Below are 19,908 nucleotides of genomic sequence, written 5' to 3' on the forward strand. Positions count from 1 at the left end.
GAGACTACGGCATCGTAGCCAAATAAGAGAGAAGACGAACCACCCCATACGTTGCAACCGCAAGCACCAAGGTCAAACTAACAACGCTACCAATCAACGCCAGAGTGAGCCGCCGATTGCGCCGTTGCTCTTTCAGTACCTGCCGCAGCAATAGGTCTTGTGATGACGCTGCGGTAGCGGGCTGCAAGGCCTGATGCAGTAAGCGAGGTAACTGCGGCAATAATTTGCTCCAGTACGCTGACTCATGGCGGATACGCTGGGAAAACCCGCGCCAGCCGATCTGTTCATTCATCCAACGCTCCAGAAACGGCTTGGCCGTTTTCCATAAATCCAGATCGGGGTCGAGCTGTCGCCCCAACCCCTCAATATTTAGCAAGGTTTTTTGGAGCAGAACCAATTGCGGCTGAATCTCAACATTAAACCGACGTGAAGTTTGAAATAAACGCAAAAGGACCTGACCAAAGGAAATCTCTTTTAGCGGACGATCAAAAATAGGCTCGCAACATGCACGAACGGCTGCTTCCAGTTCATCAACACGGGTATCGGCAGGCACCCAGCCGGATTCAATGTGGGCTTCGGCAACACGCTTGTAGTCGCGCCGAAAAAAAGCCAGAAAATTTTGCGCCAGGTAATCTTTATCAAATTCGGTGAGCGTTCCGACAATACCAAAATCAAGCGCAATATAACGCCCTCGATGCGGGCCACGATCCGCGACATAGATATTGCCAGGATGCATATCTGCATGAAAAAAACCATCTCGAAACACCTGCGTAAAAAAGATCTCAACGCCATCTCGTGACAACCGCTGTAAATCAATCCCTTCACTGCGTAAGCGCTCAATCTGACCGATTGGAATCCCATGCATGCGCTCCATCGTGAGCACTTCGCTGGTGGTGTAATCCCAGAATATTTCAGGCACTTGCAATAAATCAGCGCCTTGAAAATTACGTCTGAGTTGGCTGGCATTGGCGGCCTCCCGCACCAAATCCAATTCATCATGGAGATGTTTATCAAATTCAGCGACCACTTCACGCGGCTTCAAGCGCTTGCCATCCGCCCAGATCTTTTCAATCAAACGCGCGGCGACTTTGAGTAAGGCCAAGTCATGCTCAATGATCTGCAACATGCCTGGGCGCAGCACTTTGATGGCGACATCGCGGCCTGCATTTGGCCCATGCTTGATGCGGCCAAAATGAACCTGCGCGATCGAGGCACTGGCGACTGGCGTCGGATCAAAATCGGCAAATAAGGTCTCTGGTGGTTGGCCGAGTGCCCGTTCGATTTGGGCCACGGCAAGCGAGCTGGCAAAGGGCGGTACCTGATCTTGTAAACGGGCCAATTCATCGGCGATATCAGGCGGCAGTAAATCTCGGCGGGTTGAAAGGACTTGGCCAAACTTCACAAAAATAGGGCCTAAACTTTCCAGTGCGAGCCTTAAGCGTTGGCCTCTTGGGCCGCACTGGTTCTGCCAATATCCCAACACAGCCAACCCCCGACGCAACCAGCTTGGTCGGGTTTGTGCAGCAACGAATTCCAACAGACCAAAACGCAGCAAGGTCGTTAAAATTTTGCTGAGCCGTAAGGCGTTACCAAGCCACTCTTTCACGCGGCCCCCGCGATCGTGGTGTGAGGACTCTGCCGAGACTCTTGCCGAACAACCCGCTTTTCGAGGCGATCCAGCCGTTCGCGTAGATCTTGTAGCTGTGCTGGTAAAGCGTGGAATTGTTGCCGAGTCAATAGCGTCCCTTGTTCATGCGCCACATAGTCTTGGACAGTTTCAAACGATCGTTGCCAACTCAACCTAACCTCGGTCGCCCCTTTGCGCAAAGTAGCCAATGCGGGCGTCAACCACGGCAAAAGAGGCGCACCCAATGGGCCTAACCGGCTCAACCACTGCGCCAGATCGTGTTCAATATCCCAACGCAAGGTTTGTACCAGTTTGCCAATCAGTTGCGCTAACTCGGCATCTCCGTCCAGCACGACCAGCCGCATTAATTGGGGCGTTTGTGGCGCGGCAGCGGCCGCCAACCAAGCACTTAAATCTTGCTCGCGCAGCCGCAAACTCAGCGTCGGGGCACGCTCAGTCGGTAATTGCGCTGGCTCAAGCAAACCCTGCGCACTGATGCAAAAACAGACACACATCGCCCGTGGGAGCGTCAATTGAATTATCTTGCCTGCATGCGCTTGTAGCGCCACTGTCGCCCAGGGCTCCTGTTGTAACACGTGATTGACCAAACGCAGTGCAATGGCAGCCCCCCCTTGCAGCATGGATGCAGTCATTTGGGCCGGGTCAACGCCCGGTAGCTTGCCAAGGATAGCGTCAAGGGACATAAATTGATCCATGTAGGTATCGAGGGTGGGCTTGAGAATAGCCCTTTATTGGCCGAATAAAAATCGCAACGGTATCTATTTTGACAGAGAAACTGGGTATCGCTCTTACACAGCACTTGATTTCTCTTTGGTCGCTCGCTTTCCATCAGCAGTCCGCTAACAGTAAAAAACAAAGCTGGGAAAATCCCAGCTCTGTTAACAAGGTCTCGCTAGACTAGTTGAGCTTACTCAGCTTGCTGAATCCCTGCTAAGACCCAGCCAGCGTCGCCCTTCACGGGTTTACTAAAGTGCCACACTTCATTGATGGCTGTCGCGGGGGCCTCTTTGTCTTCCCGCACCAGCCCGCCGAATTTAACACTGGCGGTATACTCACCCCCGAACTTTTCCAAACCTAAAAAGACGGCATTGAGCTGCAAGATATCGGTTTGATTAGCTTTACCTTGACGTTCTTGTATCTCGGCATAGAGCGCAGTAAACATTTCAGCCGTGGTGAATTCACGCAAGGCATCGTAGTCTGCTTTGTCGTACGCTGCCTGCAAGCGAGTGAAATAGCGTTTGGCGTGCTCAACAAACGCGGCTTCGTCGAGTTGCTCATCTGCAGCCACTGGCGCACCACCCTGATATTGCATGGGTTGCTCAACATCAGTCATCGCGCGGCGCTCAAACTGACCAGCAGGGCCTTGTGGGTTTAAGGCAGGCTGCATGCGGCGACGCATAATGAAGCCGATCACAGCAAAAATAATGATGCCAATCAATGCCATAAGCATCATGCTGGCCAGCTCTTCACCAAACCCAAAATGCGAAGCCAGCGCAGCCAAGCCAAGGCCGGCAGCCAAGCCAGCCACTGGACCGAGCCAACGATTACGTTGCGGTTGTGCCGCCGCAGGGTTCGCGGCAGGTGCCGCTTGCTGCGCACCTGGCTGGCGAGCAGGTTCTGCTTGGCGCTGTGTCACATTAGACTGTTTGCCTACCGATTTCCCACCACCCATCCGCTTGGCTTGGGCTTCTTGCAACCCGAGGCCGAGCGTCAATACAATCACTGACAGCATTAAGCAAAACTGTTTCATACGATTCCTCTCTTCGTTTATTCCTTAGCAGTACCGCCCTAACCATTGTCTAGAACCTGTCTAGGCAAATTGCTCGGGTTTGACTAGTCAAGTTTTGTTCCCTCGTGTAATGCGACAACACCCGCACTGAGATTGAAATATTCGACCAGAGAAAAGCCGACTTGTTCCATCATTTTTTTTAATTCTTCTTGTTTGGGGTGCATTCGAATCGATTCAGCCAAGTACTGGTAACTGGCGCTATCGGCCGCAATTTTTTGCCCCAGCCAGGGTAAAACTTTGAATGAATAGGCATCATAGGGTTTTTGGAGTGCCGCCCAGACTTGCGAAAACTCCAGAACCAAGAGCTTGCCGCCCGGCTTCAAAACCCGATACATTTCGGCCAGCGCCGCGTCTTTATGCGTCATGTTGCGCAAACCAAAAGCAACGCTCACGCGGTCAAAGTAAGCCGAGGGAAAAGGCAGATTCTCAGCATCGCAGCGTGTTACAGGATTTAGTTTACCCTCATCCAAAAGACGGTCCCGCCCCACCCGCAGCATTGATTCATTAATGTCAGTGAGCCACACCTCGCCTCGCCCCTTTAATTGCTGGCTGAACGCACGGGCCAAATCCCCCGTGCCCCCCGCAATGTCCAACACACGCATCCCCGGGCGCAAGTTAGCCCGCCCAACAGTAAAGGCCTTCCAGAGCCGGTGTAAGCCAAAGGACATCACATCATTCATGACGTCATATTTCTGCGCAACGGCATGAAAAACCTCGGCAACTTTGCTGGCTTTTTCTTCGGTAGAGACGGTTTTGAACCCGAAATGGGTTTGTGATTCACTCATACATATCCTTATTGCGTGGTGCTATGACAAGTCACGACTCGCACCGACCCGGTCGAGACGTTGCAAATAGTCTTGCCAACGTGCCTCTTGTTGGTGACCCAATTTATACAGATAAGGCCAAGTATATAGCCCGGTGTCATGGCCATCCGAGAAAATCAACTTTAGCGCGTAATGCCCTACCGGCTCTATTGCGGTGATCTTGACCTGGCGTTTGCCTGTCTGCAAGATCGCCTGCTCGGGACTATGGCCCTGGACCTCTGCAGAGGGCGAGTAAACCCGTAAATATTCTGCAGGGAGTCGGTAGCGAAGGGGTTGCCCTTCAATCGAGGATTGAAAGGTAATTTCAAGGACTTGTGACTGAGTATGCAGCACAATATCAATCGGTTGTAACATTTCCGTCATGATTATTTAATAAACTCGCGATTCATTATTGCCAAATGTATAGATCAAGCCATGCCTAGTACGATACTCGTTGTGGAAGATGAACCCGCGATTGCGGAGTTAATCGCCGTTAATCTTAGCTTCGCCGGCCATAAAGTCCTGCGCGCAACGGATGCTGAGCAAGCCACCATTCTGGTTCGCGCAGAGCTGCCCGATCTGGTGCTACTGGACTGGATGCTCCCTGGTCAGAGCGGAGTCCATTTTGCCCGTCATTTGCGGCAAGATGAGCGGACCCGAGGGGTGCCCATTATCATGCTCACCGCTCGTACCAGTGAACAAGATAAGGTGGATGGGCTGGAAGCCGGCGCCGACGACTATATTACCAAACCGTTTTCACCTAAAGAGTTACTGGCTCGGATCAAAGCGGTGTTGCGACGACGCGCCCCCCAGCTCACGGATGATACGGTTGAAGTTGCCGGCTTACGGCTTGATCCGATTACCCATCGAGTGCAAGGCAATGGCCAAGTACTAGAGATTGGCCCCACAGAATTCAGATTGCTTCATTTTTTTATGACCCATCCAGAGCGCGTTCATTCGCGCAATCAACTCCTGGATCAAGTCTGGGGGGATCATGTCTTTGTCGAGGAGCGGACAGTTGACGTTCATATTCGTCGCCTGCGCCAATCGCTGTCACCCAGCGGCCACGATAGCTTGATCGAGACTGTGCGCGGCAGTGGCTATCGGCTCAGTGCAACCTCCGCTACCCCAAGCGTCTAAGGCAATAGATTGAGCGCTAAACGCACTCAAAGCTAAACAATGGGTGGCAAGGGCGGTGAGCGGCTGTGCGGATTAGCAGCGTAACATCACACCTGCATGGCTAAAATTTAACAATAAGTGCGCCATGGGCTTTGTAGGCCCCATTACGCAAATCTGGGGTGTTATCTACCGTATAAGCCCCTTGAGTGACCGTTCCGTAATCAAGCGACAAAGACACATCCTGACGTAACGTCCAACGCAAACCCAAGCCCACGCTTTGCATCGATTCGTTCGTCCGTTGTGGGGCGACTGCTGGTTGCCGACGCAACTGTGCCATATCAATAAACGCAAGAAAACGCAGCCGATTTTTCCAATATGCTGGTGTGTATAACTCGAACGATGTAGTGACACCACGATCACCACTCAGCACCCGCTCATCCACCCCACGCAGAGACGTCACTCCACCAACACCGAATTGTTCGCCGGCAATTAAGGCGTCCGGCGAGTACTGACCACGCAGACGGTTGGCGAGCATCCACCCCTTGGGCAAGAGAAAATTGATATCCGCGCCAACGCGATATGCTTCCCATTTCTGGCCACTGGTTGCCCCGCGGGCCGCACTATAGGCTGCATCGGTGTTCGACGCCCCGCCACCAGAAAGGTTTTGCACCCAATCCGTATTAAATAACCAGCTGGTCGACGCCGACTCATAGCGGCCTTGATAGCTCAGCGTGAGAGGGCGGGCACGCACATCAGGACTTAGTTCAATCCCAAACAACTCAATTCGGCGGAAATATTTCTCTTCAATGGTCAAGCTCAGGTTGGAGCGATAAGGCCCTTTGGGGACGAATTGCTGAGTGTAGCCGAGGCTGGTGATCGTCCCTCGGCCCGTAATATTCAGGCCCGATCCGAGTGCGCCACTGTCAGTGGATGAATAGCTATGGGCTGCATTCAAGCTCCCTCCGAGACTATAGAGCGGCATGCGATATTGCGCCGCATACTGAATCACGTTTTGACCTTTTTCTGGCGACGAAGCGTAGCTGAGGGTCAAGCTATGGTCGCGATTAAATAAATTGTGGTGTTGCAGCGCCGTGGTGATGCGGGTGCGACCGGTTTCGCGTGTTCCCGTATTGTTGGCGACGATAACCGCATTCCAAGGGCGCTGATCTTTCACTTGCACGACCGCATCAACCGTGTCAGGTTGCTCGCCTTCCTGTAAATTGATCGCAGCTTGTTTCGCCGCATTTTCATTGGCCAGCGCCAATTCACGCGATAGATTGAGTAGGTTTGGACTACTATTCGCCTGCAGCGTGGGTAGGCTGGCGCGGATATTCTTTTCGTCAAAGAAACGACTGCCACGCACGGCAATTGTCCCAATTTTAAATGTCACGACACGCAAACGAACGACCCCCGCCGTGCTCTGCGGAGGCAAAACTACCCGATGAAGGGTATAGCCAGCACTCAACAAGGCCTTTTCCAGTGCTTGGGTTGCGGCATCCAGCCGCTCTAGTCCGACATGCTCGCCAGTGTACGGCTGCAATATCGCTTGAGTCCGGGCAGCATCAAGAGGATTCGCCCCTTCTACTTCAAAGCGCTGTACCATGAATCGAATTTCTGCTGGCTGAGCGAGTAGGGTAGGCGTGCTTTGTGCCAAGCTGAAACTGCCATACAACACGACAAAAGAAAACACCGGGAGTCGGCAGAGGAAAGTGGTTTTGCTCATCATAATTACTGACAGTTTACGGGAAAATGCCCGCTGGTTCGGGCCACTTCCCCACGCGATGGGGCTTGCATCTGTTGATATTTAGGCAAAGATTTCGCCACACGTTCAACTTGTTGCAATCCCGCCATACCTCGATCTGGATCGACAAACCCCATTCCAGAAAGAGACTCGGTAGCAGGCATGCCGCCACCCAAAAAATCAGGAGGCATCTGTGACAGCCCAGGCGCAGCGGGGGCGCCTGGGCCACCACTAGCGTATCCATGTTGCCCGTAGCGAGGTACGCAAGGGGGCCCGACACTTGACATATTGACCGGGACGCCATCTGGTCGAGGAGTGCTAAATTGGAGCACGCGGGGCAAGGGGATAATTTGCGGCGGCATATTTGGCCGATTGTAATTTGCGCTTTGTCCTTGCAAGATTAACAGTGCTGGATAAGTCGCTGCTGGCTCCAAAGTAATGCTGCCCAGCCAGACGTGAGCAGACAAACCTGCCCCCTCTTCAGGATCATCGTCATCACTTACATAATCTGGGTCTGCACAACGCTTTGTACAACTCAGATCAAAGCCCGTACCCCGAATACCAATGGTGGCGGTCGGTGTTGTAATCCGAACATTCTGGGGTCGAGCTTTGGCAATCAATCCAGTCAGCATACGCAATCCACCGCGGAATAGCTCCGTTACGAACTGTCCATTTTTCGGCTGCTTAGCCAAATAATTCAGCACTTGCAACTTAAGGACAGATTCTGGTTGCAGAGTCACTTTCGTTTCATCTTCAAATACTAATACGGCGTAGGCGCCCTCGTCCCCTGTTTCAACCAGCTCTTCTTGATAGAGAGGGCTACCCACTTTGAGCTCTCGAGATACCTTGTTCTTATCCCAAGCCAGTACTTCGCCATACACTCGAACTACCCACGCCACAGGCTTCGATTCAGCTGCAGAACGCGTAGTTTTAGATTGCGCAGACACTTGCCCGCCAACAGGGCATAAGACCCCCAAAAATAACGGCAAGATAAACCGAGCAAACATAATGCTCAACGGCATTCTCGTCGTGGGCCAAGCACCTTATCCATAACCTCTTGCAGACGAATATTGCGTCCCAGCGTTTGATTCGGTTGCGGGATACGGTCAAACTCTAAAAAGACAGGAATGCGGTCAGGGCGCAAAGGAACACGACCATCCCCTACATACCCAATTTCTCCTTTACCTAAGTCAACAGTCTGCTCCCCTTGCGTTAATACGACGTGCCCATCTCGCACGACCACATAGAGCCCAGGTCGATTTTGATCATGTTGCTGCAGTCCAAATAATTGCTGCAGGTTGACCGGTAAGGTATCCGGGCGTGGCGCCTGTCCGCCGCCTAGTGGCGCTGGCAACAACTGCGGCTGCCCGAAGCTGGGTTGCCACTGCGCTGTCTGACCTTGGCTAATGGTGAAGGGTTGGAACTGGTTTTCGCGCGGCTGCAAGACCACGCTACCCAGCCAAACATGGGTGGTTAAGCCCTCTGGCGTTCCGTTGTTAGGAGGGGTATCCGCATCCGCCGCGCAGCTGCCTTGGCAATCCACGTCGAAACCTGTGCCGCGAATACCAATGGTTGCGGTACGTGTTTGTATCGCGACTTGATTCGGATTCGCGCGTGCAATCAAGCCCGTTAATGCCCGCAAGCCACCGCGCAGCAAATTCACCAAAAACCGACCTTCCGCCGGTTGCGCCTGGTCGTACACATATTGCTCTAATCGCAAGCGGGTATTGGGCTGAATGCTCAAGCGGCTGTCGTCACGAAAAGCCAAAACGACATAGGACTCCCGCCCACGGGTTTCAACCAGATCGCCCACATACAACGGACCGCCTAAAGCGAGTTTTCTAGCCTCGCCCTGGGGCGATGTCACCATGACCTCGCCAACGAGTTGGACCACGCGGGCACTGACCTGCTGCGAGACTTTTTCACTGGTTTGAGCTAATTGGGTATTTTCACGCGCACAGTCCTGTTGACACAGCCGCGCATCAAAATCCGTACCCCGTATGCCGATTGTGGCGGTTGGGGTTTCAATGCGAGCCGCACCGCTTGCTTGTTTGGGCAACAGTCCCGTAATTGTTCGCAAGCCCCCTTTTAGCAATTGCAGAACCATGCTGCTGGCCCCAGCGTCGCTGGATGTCTGCGCTCCATTTTTGCTGGTACTGGTACTGGTAGCCATGCTCTCCTGAAAGCGAAAAGTTTTCACTCGCAGGCTGCTATCTGGCCGAACCGTCATGCGTGTACCATCGTTCAATTTCAGCACGGCAAAACTTGTCGGCCCGGTGGAAATAACATCCCCCTCCACCACGGTTAACCCTTTTGATAGCAACCGTGGCGCTGCATTGTCGAATTGTGCCACGCCACTGCCACGCACGTACTCAATCTCACCCACCGGATTAGCGTGTAGCCACTGTGTCGAGAGGGCGAGAAACGCGGCGGCGAAGAAACGAACGCAGGGATGATTAACGGCACTCGGCATCACTATCCCCTACTTTGATCGGCGCACGACTCTGCTTTTTCTCTTCAGCATTCTGCTCGCCGTTTAAGCTGCCTTTCGATAAGCTGCTGGTGCGATTCTCAATGAGCTGCGCCAACTGCTGTTGTTGTTGCGAAGTCAGCAAGCCACTCACTTGCAGCCATCCCATTTGCGCAACCCCGTCGTTAGTTAAGCGATCAGGGTGGGTTGCCTGAAATATAGGGTAGTTTGCCGGCTGGCCGGTAATGCTGGACGCTAAAGTACCGGTCAGTCGATCGCGTTGCGTGACAATCAATGCATCACTCCCGTTGCTGCGAAGCGTTAAGGATTGAGCGTTTAACTCAAGCGTACCGAGCCCTAGTGGAAAACCTAAATCTGAATCAATAAATGATCCGATTGCAGCATGAGCACGGTTACCGCTGCCGCCAGATAGGGTGATCCCGCCCGCAGCAATTGTCACCCGGCCGCCGCGATCGGAGCCAATCACCGCGCTACTGCCTGCAGAATTCCCGCCGTTGACGCTGACCTGCCCGCCATTACGCGCAACGATCTTGACGCTATTTTTTCCTGAAATGGATACCGCACCCTCTCGACCCGCAGTGCCTGCGCCAACCTCAATATTTGCCGCAGAGATATCAATATCGCGTGCAAAAATACCGCTGGTGATGGTGGTGGTTAAGTTGCTTTGCTGATTCGCATTGCCATACACATACAGTGAGCCGGTACCCTCCGTTTCAATCGTGACCAGCTTCGGTGCGACCACTTGCGCAGAAGAACCCGCTTCACCAATGTAAATATTCCCGCCAGCGGTTTTCAAGGTCACTTCATTGCCTTGGACTTTTTGGGTTACGTTCAAGGTACCAGTACTTATATTTTTTGCAAAGAGGGTGCCGTCAGCCTGCAGCGATTCACCATTACTCCCCCCCAGCGTCATTGCCCCAGCCGTATTGCCTTGAATAGATAGATCTCGAGTAGCTTTACCATAGACTCGCACGCCATCCACCCCCCGTAAATCAGCGATACTCGCGCTCCCGACAACATCGATCTGCAACTCACCCGCGTCGATTCGTGATGCCGTGACATCACCTGCGGTTGTCTTCAACAGCACCTTGCCATTATTCGCCTGTAAGTTACCACTTGAGCTAATGCCGTTTTTTGCTTCCAGGGAAATCGCGGTACTCACTTGTGTCGATGTGTTCGGTTGAGCGCCGCCATAAGCAGTAATGATCGCAGGCTCATTCGCAGTGATACTGGCTTGGCTTTCTACGATCAAGGATCTGTCAGCCTTCAACTGCACGGTGCTATTAGTGATAACAGCACCTTTCACATTAATATCTGCGCCATTGACCGTACTAACATTAATCGCACCAGTTGCTTTAACCTGTCTCGCCGAAGCCGTCGCGTCTCCCAGCGCAATATCTACTTGGCTACGTAAGGTGATATCGCCACCAACACTGCCCTGGGTCAGAGTTTGATAAGCCAAATCCTTGGTCATCGTGCTGAATTGCTTGATCTTATTATCGTCACGACTGAAACTCACATTGCCACTGCCCGTGTGGGCATAGAGGTTGTCTGTTTTAAGCGTGCCAGCCCCTGTAATATTGCCCGTATTCGTTTTCAGGTAAACATTGCGCGCGCTGACATCGCCCACTGTGATGTCAGCGTTGCGCACCGACGCACTCGTAGCTAAAGCTAGCCAGCCATTCGCGCTACTTGAACTATCAACAACCCTTGTCGTGGTGAGGTTAATCCCCTGTGAGCCCGTCCCAGTACCCGAGCCATAGGTTGATAGGGTCAGTCCGTTGCCTTGCAAATCAATCGCCACATTACCGTTTGAATAAATATAATCCGAGGCCGACTGGCTAACATTGGTCATGGCCAGATTGGTGTTGAGCGTACTCTGTAATAACTCTGTTTCGCCGGCATTGCACGTTCCCGCACTCGCGGCTAAGCAAAGGATAGTCGGATCGATCAACCAAGTCCCTGCGCCTGCAGGTCCCCGAGTGTCGACCCGCCCCGCGATTGTCATGGTTTTCCCCGAGGTTTCAACCTGGCCACCACGCCCTAATGCGCCAGCGCCGCGTGCTTCGATTTGCCCTAGAAAATCGGTTTGCCCGGTTGACCACACGACAACTTTACCGCCATTACCAGTACCCGTGGCATTCGCCAACAAACGAGTCTGAGCGCCTATGTTTACTCGTTCAGCTTGCTGAATCTGCGTATTCTGCCCCTGCCAATCTCCGCCTACTAAAATGGTACCGCCACCGAGCGCTCCGCTGGCGTCTAGAGTGGCCTGATCAGCCAGGGTAATGTCTTGACCTAGCACATGAATAACCCCACCTTGCTGCTGACTATTCCGCGCCAGCACCTCACCCGTAACAGTCACGCTGCCCGCTGGGCCAGCATGCAGCACCACCTGACCATTGGCATCTTGGGAAATGCCGGTGGCGCGAATCTGCCCAGAATGCTGCAGGGATCCCGCAAATAACCCCGCCGCACCCGCCTCTATCGAACCAAGGTTGCGAACCTGATTTTCTCTATTTTGCAGTTTGAAGATAATGTTATTTAAACCACTACCGGTAATCTCAATTTGCTCACCCGCCGCTAAGATTGCTTTGCCCTGTGGCGCCTGCAGTGCCCCCCGGTTTTCAATGGTGCGGCCGAGTAAATAGATATCTCCGTTACGCGCACGGATCTGGCCCAGCACCAACACATCTGCCGCCTGCGAGCTGCCAGTGAAACGCCCGCGGCCCGCCAAAATATCGGCATCACTTTGATTCAACGTGCTAGCGGTAAAACTCGCCACATCAATGCTGCCCCCTTGGCTGATGGTCAAGCCATTGGGGTTGATGAGTAGCACCCGGCCATTGGACCACAGCGCACCATCGATCATGCTGCGACTGGCGCCGACGACACGGTTAACAGACAGATCGCCCGCTGACCCTTGATATATATTGACGCGCTCTCCTGCCCCTATATTGAAATTCTGCCAGTTGATAATCGATAAAGGGCTTTGACTGTGAATGTTTAAGGTAGTGCCATTTTGCGAAAAGCCGACATTGCCATGAACCACCTGTGCACCGCTTGGATTCGCCAATACAGACCCGATGCTCAAACCATACACGGCGGCAAACACACCCAAGCTACGGCGCAAACTTAGCTTGTTTGAAATAGGTAAAGATTTCATTTACTTCCCCTCATTACCGGTATTCGCAAAACGACTACCTCTTAACAACATTCATCAGACCTCATCAGGCGCTGAAGCGTACTAGATTTTATCGCCGAGGTCTGTGATATTCCTCAATCATTCTAATGATTAGTCCGATGGCTAGATTCTCACAAACACGACGCTAGAGCGTGATTTCTTATGAGTGTCATCGTCGAATGCTATCCTACGCATCTTTCTTGCTCGTGACAATCTTTGCTATCCGGATGCTGAGGAATGTATTCGCTTAAAAAAACAGTCGCTATCGCCCTACTTATCTTACTCGGCTGGCGGATACAGCAACTCACGCCATGCCTATTGTTCGCCGTCATCTTGCAGAGTTACTGGTTATACCGCGACGCCGCATCGCTTAAAAAATTCACGGATTGGGTAAAACGCGACTTAAGCCGGCCGCTACCCCGCCTGCCCCAGTCGTGGGAAGAGCTGATCGGACTCATGTACCGTTCAAGCAAGCTGCGTGCCCGCCAGCAGCACACCTTGACCCAGGCTTTGCTCAGTTTCCGTAGCGCTGCGCAAGCGATGCCAGACGGGGTGATTACCCTCGATGCCAACAATCATATCGAATGGCTTAATGCCACAGCAGAGTCACAGTTTTCGCTTCAAGGAAATCGAGACCTGCAGCAACCGCTATTTAACTTTGTTCGCCAGCCGGAAGTGGCCGATCTGTTGAATGCACAGCAATGGGGCAAGGTTGCCCATATCCGTAACCACCGCGGCCAGACGCTGGCTGTGCAGTTTGTCACTTTCGGCGCGGGCCAAAAAATGCTGTTAGCCCGTGACATTACACAGTTAGAGAAACTGGAAACCATGCGCCGGGATTTCGTGGCCAATGTCTCACATGAGCTGAAGACCCCCTTAACCGTGCTTGCAGGCTTTCTCGAAACGTTACAAGAACATCAAGACCTCCCGGCGAGCCAGCAATCTCATTACATTCACTTAATGAACGATCAGGCGCAGCGCATGCGCCGTTTGGTTGAAGATTTATTGACCCTTTCCGCCCTAGAGGCCAGCGCCGGCGCCAGCGATGAGAGATGGCTGAACTTAACAGAATTAACGAATGCGATAACCGAAGATGCGTACGTTTTAAGCCAACAACAACACCAAATCCAGCTTTCGCCCCCGCCCGCTTATTTAATACTGGGCAATGAAAGCGAACTTCGCAGCGCGCTCGGAAACTTGGTGAGCAATGCCGTGCGCTATACGCCGCCGGGGGGCACCATTTCTCTTTCTTGGCAAGAAACCCAAGATCAACTGGCGTTCCATGTTGCCGACACGGGATTAGGGATCGAAGCCCAGCATTTGCCTCGACTGACCGAACGATTTTACCGGGTAGATCGTGCGCGCTCACACGCAACGGGGGGGACCGGTCTTGGGTTAGCGATAGTTAAGCATGCGCTCACTCACCACCAAGCCCGCTTAGATGTTGAGAGCGAATTAGGAAAGGGCAGTACATTTAAGGCTGTTTTCCCACTCGCTAGGTTCCGCCCGGTCAATTAGGGCGGCCGCCGAAAAAAGCCTGACGTTACTGTCAACCGAACACACGCTACCACGTTAATTGATCTCAAAGACAACTTAATTCTGCGGTGGAGATCAAGATGACCAACAAATTAACTCACGATCAATCAGAGAATCCTGCCCCACAGGCCTTTATCGACGAACTCAAGGCTGCGGGTGTGGCCATTAAAAACGAACCTGTTTTGCGCCAGCGTCTGGCAGAAGTGAATCGCTGGAAGTATGCATTCATGACCCTGGCTGCGAATGGTCAAGCCATTGGCATTCGATTCCTGCAGCGTGGCAATCAGTGCGACAGTGCCAAACTGCACGCCGCATTCGATCACTACGCGCTGCCAGCAAAGGCCGAAACGCTATTCAAAGCACACTTAGCCACCGTATAAACGCCCCAGGCCTAGCCTAGGGCGGTCAAGCGCAGGCGTAATTCCTGCCAATATTGCCCCAAAATCGGCGAAATATCATTCTTTGTCAGCGATTCTGATGGTTTTTGTTTAGCCTCAGAAACAAAACTTAGGCCGCTCAAAGGTTTGTCATTAGGCGCTGCCCAGACTGGGTTTGGCCAATGCGCATCGCCCTCATAGCGGGGAATGATGTGCCAATGCAAGTGCGGCACGACATTACCAAAGCTAGCGACATTCACCTTAGTTGGCTGAAGTACTTCTCGCTGCACCTGCTCTACGACCCACACCACCGCCATCAGTTGCTCACGCTCAGCAGGGCACAGATCGGTCATCTCTTTAACATGAGCTTGCCAAATGACCCGCGTGAAAGCTGGGTGGTCTTGGGCAAAACTGTCTACCACCCGCACCACACGAAGCTGTGAGTTTTGCCAAATTAATTCCCCACCGGGTTGGCTGCAAAGCGGGCAGTCAGTCATTACACCCATTACACCAACACCCGCTCAATCCCGCCCGCATTGGCGGCAGCCACGTATTCGGGCATCCAGCTTTCACCCAGAATCTGACGCGCCATTTCCACCACGATGTAGTCGGCTTCAAGTAAACCATTTTGCAGGTCGCCTTCGTAGCGGCTCAGACCCTGCAAGCAGGCCGGGCAGGAGGTGAGGATTTTGACGTTCTCAGTTTCGCTGCCATTGGTTTTAGCCAGAACACGTACTGCTTGCTCGCCTTGGCGGATTTCTTCTTCCTTGCGGAAACGCACTTGGGTCGCAATATCGGGGCGGGCAATGCCAAACGTGCCAGATTCGCCGCAGCAGCGCTCGCTCTTGACAACGCTTTCGCCCACCAAGGCTTTGACCGTTTTCATCGGGTCTTGCAATTTCATCGGTGTATGGCAGGGGTCGTGATACAAGTACGCGCCCTGGTTTTGTTCGAGCTTGATGTCTTTCTCCAGCAAGAACTCATGGATATCAATAATCCGGCAGCCGGGGAAAATTTTGTCGAACTGGTAGCCCTGCAATTGATCGTAGCAAGTGCCGCAGCTCACCACCACGGTTTTGATATCGAGGTAGTTGAGGGTATTCGCCACACGGTGGAAGAGCACACGGTTATCCGTGATCATCTTCTCGGCTTTATCAAACTGTCCCGCGCCGCGCTGCGGATAGCCACAGCAGAGGTAGCCGGGCGGCAAGACGGTTTGCACATTGGCGTGATACAGCATGGCTTGCGTGGCCAAACCCACTTGTGAGAACAAGCGCTCCGAACCGCAACCGGGGAAGTAGAATACCGCTTCGCTTTCGCTGTTGGTGGTTTTCGGGTTGCGAATGATCGGCACGATGTTCGGATCTTCAATATCCAGCAAGCCACGCGCGGTTTTCTTGGGGAGATTGCCGGGCAGCTTTTTGTTAATGAAATGAATCACCTGCGCTTTGATTTCGGGCTTGCCCACTGTTGCCGGTGGTTTGGCCGTTTGTTTTTTGGCGAAGCCTTTTAAGAGCTGATTCGCCAAGCGTTGGGCTTTGAAGCCGACGCTGGTCATACCCGCCCGCAGCATAGCAATGGTGCGCGGGTCTTTGGCATTGAGGAAGAACATCGCAAACGCGCTACTGGGGTTGAACGACTTTTTCCCCATTTTGCGCAGCAGGTTGCGCATGTTCATGCTGACATCGCCAAAGTCGATATCGACCGGGCACGGTTTTTCACATTTGTGGCAAACCGTGCAGTGGTCAGCAACATCTTCAAATTCGGCCCAGTGCTTGATCGATACGCCCCGGCGGGTTTGCTCTTCGTACAGGAAGGCTTCGATCAACAGAGAGGTAGCCAGAATTTTATTGCGCGGCGAATACAGCAAGTTCGCACGCGGTACGTGCGTGGCGCACACGGGCTTGCACTTGCCGCAACGCAAGCAATCTTTTACTGAATTGGCGATGGAGCCAATATCGCTCTGCTGCATGATCAGCGATTCATGCCCCATCAAGCCAAAGCTGGGCGTGTAGGCATTCCGCAGATCACCGCCGGGCAAGAGCTTGCCTTTGTTGAAGTGGCCGTTCGGGTCGATCCGCTGCTTGTAGTCGGCAAACGGCTTCAACTCGGCTTCGGTCAAGAACTCTAGCTTGGTAATGCCAATGCCATGCTCGCCAGAAATTACGCCATCCAAAGCGCGCGCCACTTGCATGATACGCGCCACGGCTGCATTAGCTTCTTGCAGCATGTCGTAGTCATCGGAGTTGACCGGGATATTGGTATGCACATTGCCATCGCCGGCGTGCATATGCAGGGCGACGAATACTCGGCCACGCAATACTTTCTGGTGGCGCTGTTTGAATTCGGCATGCAAAGGGGCAAAGACCGCGCCACTGAAAATCTGCTCAAGTGGCTGGCGAATTTCAGTTTTCCAAGAAGCGCGCAGGGTATGGTCTTGCACCACGCTAAACACAGTCGCCTCCGGCTGGCGCACCACGCGCTCATCCAGATGGCCACCCCAGGCATTCGCGCCTAGCCTAGTCAACTCGGCTTTCGCCGTCGTAAGGGGTTGGTCCAGTTGCGTCAGCAAATAGGTCCAGCGCGCTTGCACGTCGTCGAGCAAACTCAGGGCGCGTTCGACGCGATCACCCAGTACATCGGCTTTGGATAATTTATCCAAGTCAGCATCACCACTCTTGGCCAGCGGCAAATCGCTCTGCTGCAAAAACTCACGCAGGCTGTTCACCAGCTTGAGTTTGTTTTTGATCGAGAGTTCGATATTAATCCGCTCAATCGCATCGGTGTATTCACCCATGCGGTGCAGTGGGATAACGACGTCTTCGTTAATCTTGAAAGCATTGGTGTGCTTAGAAATCGCTGCCGTACGCGCCCGATCAAGCCAGAATTTTTTGCGGACTTCAGCGCTCACCGCCACAAAGCCTTCGCCATGGCGGGTATTGGAGAGGCGAATCACTTCCGAAGCGGCACGCGCCACAGCTTCTTCATCATCCCCTACAATGTCGCCCACCAGCACCATCTTCGGCAACACGCCGCGCTTGGATTTGGTGCTGTAACCGACGGCGCGCAAGTAGCGTTCATCCAAATGCTCTAGGCCCGCAAGGATGGCGCCACCAAGCTTGGTCTGCGCATCCAGATAATCTTTAATTTCAACAATGCTGGGAATCGCATCACGGGCTTGGCCGAAAAACTCTAAGCACACGGTGCGGATATGTTTTGGCATGCGATGCACAACCCAACGTGCCGAGGTAATCAAACCATCGGTGCCTTCTTTCTGAATCCCCGGCAAGCCCGCCAAGAATTTATCCGTGACGTCCTTACCCAAGCCGACTTTACGGAACTGCCGGCCTGGTACGCGCAGCGTTTCACGTTTGAGTTCTTTGGCTTTATCGGGATGACTGGTGCCATCTTTCCACACCAGTTCAAACACCGCCTCATCGACATCGTGGATTTTGCCGAGGTTGTGATTGATGCGGGTAATTTCCAGCCAGTTCCCTTGCGGATCAACCATGCGCCACCAAGCGAGGTTATCCAGCGCGGTGCCCCAGAGCACGGCTTTTTTACCGCCCGCGTTCATGGCGACGTTGCCGCCAATGCAAGACGCATCAATGGAGGTGGGATCGACCGCAAACACAAACCCGCCGCGCTCGGCGGCATCGGCCACCCGGCGCGTCACCACGCCCGCTTCGGAAAATACCGTTGCCACAGGTTCTGCTAAACCGGGCAGGCTGACCATTTCCACTTCGGTCATGGCTTCGAGTTTTTCAGTATTAATGACTACCGATTTCCAGGTGAGCGGTACTGCGCCACCGGTATAGCCCGTACCACCGCCACGCGGGATAATCGTGAGGCCCAGCTCAATACACGCCCGCACCAGCGCCGCGGTTTCGGCTTCGGTATCGGGGCACAACACCACAAAGGGATATTCCACACGCCAGTCGGTGGCGTCCGTCACATGCGAGACGCGGGAGAGGCCGTCGAATTTAATATTGTCATGCGCAGTCAGTTTGCCGAGTTTTTTCGCCACCGCTTTACGCAGCGCACTTGCCTCATCAAATGTTTGTGCAAAATAGGCGACCGCTTGCGTTGCCAAAGTCAACAGCTCGGCTACTTTGCCATCACGCTGGGCCGCCTGGTGATCAGTCGGCACCAAGGGGCGGCGCTTCGCCACTTCGCGCAGGCGGTGCTGAAGCGCTTCGATCAGTTGCTGACGGCGCTTGGGGTTATCCAGCAAATCATCTTGCAGATAAGGGTTCCGCTGCACCACCCAAATATCACCCAACACTTCGTACAGCATTCGCGCCGAACGTCCGGTTTTACGCTCTTGCCGCAGCTCTTGCACAATTGCCCACGCCCCTTCGCCCAGCAAACGAATCACAATTTCACGGTCGGAAAATGAGGTGTAGTTGTAGGGGATTTCGCGCAAGCGATCCGGCTCAATGGCGTCCGAGGTCACGGCCTTGAGTAGATTGGAAGGCAAATTGGGGGGCAACGGTGCATTCATGAGGAGGATGACTCACACGGAGTCGCAAGCCTGAATAAGGTTGTATTTTACTCTAGCCGGCTGTTTGCGTTGAGGATACCCCCGTAATCTCTCGGGCCATTGCCATGTAAGGCAGATAACAAAACTAATTGATCAGAAATCCACCCGTTTTATTTTTTGGCAGTCAGGCCGCTTACAGCAAGGCCGCCCCCCACACCAACAGCACATAACGCGCACCTTTGCCGAGAGCAATCCACCCCATACAACTATAAAACCGTAAACGCAACCAGCCCGCTACCGCCACCAAGGCATCGCCCAACACAGGCACCCAACTCAACAGCAAGCTGGGCGGCCCCCAGCGCGCCACCAGTCGCAGCGCAGTCGGTCCAAGCTGGCTTGGACGAGGCCGGTGAGCGACAAAATGATCATGCAACCGCCGGCCTAGCCAATAAGTCGTCGCACTGCCGAGACTATTCCCCAGTGTTGCCACCGCGACCAGCAGCCAACGCCACTCGGGATACAACAAAGCTGCGACCACCAGCCATGCCTCCGACGCTAAAGGTAAGACGGTAGCCGCCAAAAACGCGCAGACAAACAACAGCAACACTGTGAGAATCAGACCAAATTCTGCATTTGGCGTGAGAAACCGCATAAAATCTGGCATAAGAACGCCCAAGTTGATATTACATTTATTTATTTCCTGCAAGATTAACCCTCATCCTACTCGAATCTAACGT

The 19,908-nt window shown here is 53.4% G+C and carries 15 protein-coding genes; 3 read left to right on the top strand and 12 right to left on the bottom strand.

The annotated features are described in order from the left end of the window. Positions 1-4: 4 nt before the first annotated feature. The 5 genes from ubiB to DU000_RS07560 all read right to left on the bottom strand — a co-directional run bounded on the left by ubiB (position 5) and on the right by DU000_RS07560 (position 4,624). Positions 5-1,606, bottom strand: coding sequence for a ubiquinone biosynthesis regulatory protein kinase UbiB (gene ubiB, locus DU000_RS07540; protein ID WP_114402726.1), 1,602 nt, complete (start codon positions 1,604-1,606; stop codon positions 5-7). After that, positions 1,603-2,331, bottom strand: a complete 729-nt coding sequence (locus tag DU000_RS07545; protein ID WP_158529655.1) for a ubiquinone biosynthesis accessory factor UbiJ — start codon at positions 2,329-2,331, stop codon at positions 1,603-1,605. Before DU000_RS07545 ends, ubiB begins: the two co-directional genes overlap by 4 nt. Before the next feature lie 224 nt (positions 2,332-2,555). Further along, the gene (locus DU000_RS07550; RefSeq protein WP_114402728.1) at positions 2,556-3,398 is read right to left on the bottom strand and encodes a Tim44 domain-containing protein; all 843 of its coding nucleotides are present in this window, start codon (positions 3,396-3,398) and stop codon (positions 2,556-2,558) included. A gap of 83 nt (positions 3,399-3,481) precedes the next feature. Beyond that, positions 3,482-4,222, bottom strand: a complete 741-nt coding sequence (gene ubiE / locus DU000_RS07555) for a bifunctional demethylmenaquinone methyltransferase/2-methoxy-6-polyprenyl-1,4-benzoquinol methylase UbiE (RefSeq protein WP_114402729.1) — start codon at positions 4,220-4,222, stop codon at positions 3,482-3,484. Positions 4,223-4,243: 21 nt separating this feature from the next. After that, positions 4,244-4,624 (bottom strand): gamma-butyrobetaine hydroxylase family protein, encoded by a 381-nt coding sequence (locus tag DU000_RS07560; RefSeq protein ID WP_114402730.1) that lies wholly within the window; start codon positions 4,622-4,624, stop codon positions 4,244-4,246. Positions 4,625-4,675: 51 nt separating this feature from the next. Here DU000_RS07560 and phoB point away from each other — a divergent pair, with 51 nt between their 5' ends. After that, the gene (phoB, locus tag DU000_RS07565; RefSeq protein WP_114402731.1) at positions 4,676-5,380 is read left to right on the top strand and encodes a phosphate regulon transcriptional regulator PhoB; all 705 of its coding nucleotides are present in this window, start codon (positions 4,676-4,678) and stop codon (positions 5,378-5,380) included. Positions 5,381-5,480: 100 nt separating this feature from the next. Here phoB and DU000_RS07570 read toward each other — a convergent pair whose 3' ends face one another. The 4 genes from DU000_RS07570 to DU000_RS07585 are packed head-to-tail and all read right to left on the bottom strand — an operon-like array spanning position 5,481 to position 12,757. Beyond that, entirely contained in the window at positions 5,481-7,085 is a 1,605-nt protein-coding gene (locus DU000_RS07570; RefSeq protein ID WP_114402732.1) for a ShlB/FhaC/HecB family hemolysin secretion/activation protein, read from the bottom strand. A 2-nt stretch (positions 7,086-7,087) separates the two neighbouring features. After that, entirely contained in the window at positions 7,088-8,107 is a 1,020-nt protein-coding gene (locus DU000_RS07575) for a FecR family protein (RefSeq protein WP_158529656.1), read from the bottom strand. Between the two features lie 5 nt (positions 8,108-8,112). After that, positions 8,113-9,573 (bottom strand): FecR family protein, encoded by a 1,461-nt coding sequence (locus tag DU000_RS07580; protein ID WP_114402734.1) that lies wholly within the window; start codon positions 9,571-9,573, stop codon positions 8,113-8,115. Beyond that, on the bottom strand, positions 9,557-12,757 hold the full coding sequence (locus DU000_RS07585; protein WP_114402735.1) for a two-partner secretion domain-containing protein: 3,201 nt from the start codon (positions 12,755-12,757) through the stop codon (positions 9,557-9,559). Before DU000_RS07585 ends, DU000_RS07580 begins: the two co-directional genes overlap by 17 nt. Before the next feature lie 255 nt (positions 12,758-13,012). On the opposite strand from DU000_RS07585, the gene phoR reads away from it, so the two are divergent. Further along, a complete protein-coding gene (phoR, locus tag DU000_RS07590; RefSeq protein WP_114402736.1) occupies positions 13,013-14,293 on the top strand; it encodes a phosphate regulon sensor histidine kinase PhoR in 1,281 nt (426 codons plus the stop codon). Between the two features lie 98 nt (positions 14,294-14,391). Continuing rightward, positions 14,392-14,691, top strand: coding sequence for a hypothetical protein (locus DU000_RS07595; RefSeq protein WP_114402737.1), 300 nt, complete (start codon positions 14,392-14,394; stop codon positions 14,689-14,691). An 11-nt stretch (positions 14,692-14,702) separates the two neighbouring features. Here DU000_RS07595 and DU000_RS07600 read toward each other — a convergent pair whose 3' ends face one another. From DU000_RS07600 to DU000_RS07610, 3 genes are all read right to left on the bottom strand, one after another. Further along, positions 14,703-15,194, bottom strand: a complete 492-nt coding sequence (locus DU000_RS07600; RefSeq protein ID WP_240001827.1) for an HIT family protein — start codon at positions 15,192-15,194, stop codon at positions 14,703-14,705. Beyond that, on the bottom strand, positions 15,194-19,192 hold the full coding sequence (locus DU000_RS07605) for a DUF3683 domain-containing protein (protein ID WP_114402738.1): 3,999 nt from the start codon (positions 19,190-19,192) through the stop codon (positions 15,194-15,196). The genes DU000_RS07600 and DU000_RS07605 overlap by 1 nt, the downstream gene beginning before the upstream one ends. Positions 19,193-19,364: 172 nt before the next feature. Further along, positions 19,365-19,835, bottom strand: a complete 471-nt coding sequence (locus DU000_RS07610) for a YqaA family protein (protein ID WP_205074032.1) — start codon at positions 19,833-19,835, stop codon at positions 19,365-19,367. Between the last annotated feature and the right edge of the window lie 73 nt (positions 19,836-19,908).

The sequence above is a fragment of the Parvibium lacunae genome (genome assembly GCF_003335215.1).
In the GTDB taxonomy this organism is placed as follows: domain Bacteria; phylum Pseudomonadota; class Gammaproteobacteria; order Burkholderiales; family Burkholderiaceae_D; genus Parvibium; species Parvibium lacunae.

Excerpts from the sequence above, each read along its gene's own strand:
- DU000_RS07545 (WP_158529655.1), bottom strand. The coding sequence starts at position 2,331 with ATGTCCCTTGACGCTATCCTTGGCAAGCTACCGGGCGTTGACCCGGCC.
- DU000_RS07550 (WP_114402728.1), bottom strand. The coding sequence starts at position 3,398 with ATGAAACAGTTTTGCTTAATGCTGTCAGTGATTGTATTGACGCTCGGC.
- ubiE (WP_114402729.1), bottom strand. The coding sequence starts at position 4,222 with ATGAGTGAATCACAAACCCATTTCGGGTTCAAAACCGTCTCTACCGAA.
- DU000_RS07560 (WP_114402730.1), bottom strand. The coding sequence starts at position 4,624 with ATGACGGAAATGTTACAACCGATTGATATTGTGCTGCATACTCAGTCA.
- phoB (WP_114402731.1), top strand. The coding sequence starts at position 4,676 with ATGCCTAGTACGATACTCGTTGTGGAAGATGAACCCGCGATTGCGGAG.
- DU000_RS07570 (WP_114402732.1), bottom strand. The coding sequence starts at position 7,085 with ATGATGAGCAAAACCACTTTCCTCTGCCGACTCCCGGTGTTTTCTTTT.
- DU000_RS07575 (WP_158529656.1), bottom strand. The coding sequence starts at position 8,107 with ATGTTTGCTCGGTTTATCTTGCCGTTATTTTTGGGGGTCTTATGCCCT.
- DU000_RS07580 (WP_114402734.1), bottom strand. The coding sequence starts at position 9,573 with ATGCCGAGTGCCGTTAATCATCCCTGCGTTCGTTTCTTCGCCGCCGCG.
- DU000_RS07585 (WP_114402735.1), bottom strand. The coding sequence starts at position 12,757 with ATGAAATCTTTACCTATTTCAAACAAGCTAAGTTTGCGCCGTAGCTTG.
- phoR (WP_114402736.1), top strand. The coding sequence starts at position 13,013 with ATGTATTCGCTTAAAAAAACAGTCGCTATCGCCCTACTTATCTTACTC.
- DU000_RS07595 (WP_114402737.1), top strand. The coding sequence starts at position 14,392 with ATGACCAACAAATTAACTCACGATCAATCAGAGAATCCTGCCCCACAG.
- DU000_RS07600 (WP_240001827.1), bottom strand. The coding sequence starts at position 15,194 with ATGGGTGTAATGACTGACTGCCCGCTTTGCAGCCAACCCGGTGGGGAA.
- DU000_RS07605 (WP_114402738.1), bottom strand. The coding sequence starts at position 19,192 with ATGAATGCACCGTTGCCCCCCAATTTGCCTTCCAATCTACTCAAGGCC.
- DU000_RS07610 (WP_205074032.1), bottom strand. The coding sequence starts at position 19,835 with ATGCCAGATTTTATGCGGTTTCTCACGCCAAATGCAGAATTTGGTCTG.